This is a genomic window from Kribbella deserti, assembly GCF_042434725.1.
Lineage (GTDB): Bacteria > Actinomycetota > Actinomycetes > Propionibacteriales > Kribbellaceae > Kribbella > Kribbella deserti.
In genome coordinates this window covers 1-1,825 of record NZ_JBHLTC010000066.1, presented here as the reverse complement: position 1 = coordinate 1,825, position 1,825 = coordinate 1, and the positions used below count along the sequence as shown (strand labels likewise).

Genomic DNA, 1,825 nt, shown 5'->3' with positions numbered 1-1,825 from the left:
AGTGAAGCAGCAGAGTGATCTAGTTGTGGACGCTACACGAGTGAGAATGCAGGCATGAGTAGCGAATGACGGGTGAGAAACCCGTCCGCCGAATGATCAAGGGTTCCAGGGTCAAGCTAATCTGCCCTGGGTAAGTCGGGACCTAAGGCGAGGCCGACAGGCGTAGTCGATGGACAACGGGTTGATATTCCCGTACCGGCATTAACACGACCCGACCGAACCTGGTGATGCTAAGACCATGAAGTTGTGAGGCCTTCGGGCTGATCAGTGGATTCGTTGACCCGAACTGGTATTAGGTGCACTAAGGAGTGACGCAGGAGGGCAGTCCAACCGCGGCGATGGTAAGCGCAAGCTGATCCGCGGGCAAGGTCGTAGGGCGAGGCATAGGCAAATCCGTGTCTCATGAAGCCTGAGAACCGAGGCGGACCCGTTTAGGGGAAGTGGATGATCCCATGCTGCCGAGAAAAACTTCGTAGTGAGTGTTAGAGCCGCCCGTACCCCAAACCGACACAGGTGATCAGGTAGAGAATACCAAGGCGATCGAGTGAACCATGGTTAAGGAACTCGGCAAAATGCCCCCGTAACTTCGGGAGAAGGGGGGCCTGATGCGTGACACCACTTGCTGGTGGAAGCGTTGATGGCCGCAGAGACCAGGCCCAAGCGACTGTTTACTAAAAACACAGGTCCGTGCGAAGAAGTAATTCGATGTATACGGACTGACGCCTGCCCGGTGCTGGAACGTTAAGGGGACGAGTTAGCTGGTTTCGGCCGGCGAAGCTTTGAACTTAAGCGCCAGTAAACGGCGGTGGTAACTATAACCATCCTAAGGTAGCGAAATTCCTTGTCGGGTAAGTTCCGACCTGCACGAATGGCGTAACGACTTGGGCGCTGTCTCAACCATGGACTCGGCGAAATTGCATTACGAGTAAAGATGCTCGTTACGCGCAGCAGGACGGAAAGACCCCGGGACCTTTACTACAACTTGGTATTGGTGGTCGGTACAACTTGTGTAGGATAGGTGGGAGACTGTGAAGCATTCACGCCAGTGAGTGTGGAGTCATCGTTGAAATACCACTCTGGTTGTTCTGGCTGTCTAACCTCGGTCCGTTATCCGGATCAGGGACAGTGCCTGGTGGGTAGTTTGACTGGGGCGGTCGCCTCCTAAAAGGTAACGGAGGCGCTCAAAGGTTCCCTCAGCCTGGTTGGCAATCAGGTGTCGAGTGCAAGTGCACAAGGGAGCTTGACTGTGAGACAGACATGTCGAGCAGGGACGAAAGTCGGAACTAGTGATCCGGCGGTGGCAAGTGGAAGCGCCGTCGCTCAACGGATAAAAGGTACCCCGGGGATAACAGGCTGATCTTCCCCAAGAGTCCATATCGACGGGATGGTTTGGCACCTCGATGTCGGCTCGTCGCATCCTGGGGCTGGAGTAGGTCCCAAGGGTTGGGCTGTTCGCCCATTAAAGCGGCACGCGAGCTGGGTTTAGAACGTCGTGAGACAGTTCGGTCCCTATCCGCTGCGCGCGCAGGAGACTTGAGAAGGGCTGCCCCTAGTACGAGAGGACCGGGGTGGACGAACCTCTGGTGTGCCAGTTGTTCCGCCAGGAGCACGGCTGGTTGGCTACGTTCGGAAGTGATAACCGCTGAAAGCATCTAAGCGGGAAGCACGCTTCAAGATGAGGTCTCCCACCGGGTCAACCGGGTAAGGCCCCCAGCAGACCACTGGGTTGATAGGCCAGAAGTGGAAGCACGGCAACGTGTGCAGCTGACTGGTACTAATAGGCCGAGGGCTTGTCTCAACACGCAACAAAGAACTCGAGACAAGC

The 1,825-nt window shown here is 56.0% G+C and carries 1 rRNA gene; it reads left to right on the top strand.

Annotation, left to right across the window (positions count from 1 at the left end):
• Positions 1 to 1,798, top strand: a 23S ribosomal RNA gene (locus tag ACFFGN_RS36030); the annotation flags it as partial.
• Between the last annotated feature and the right edge of the window lie 27 nt (positions 1,799 to 1,825).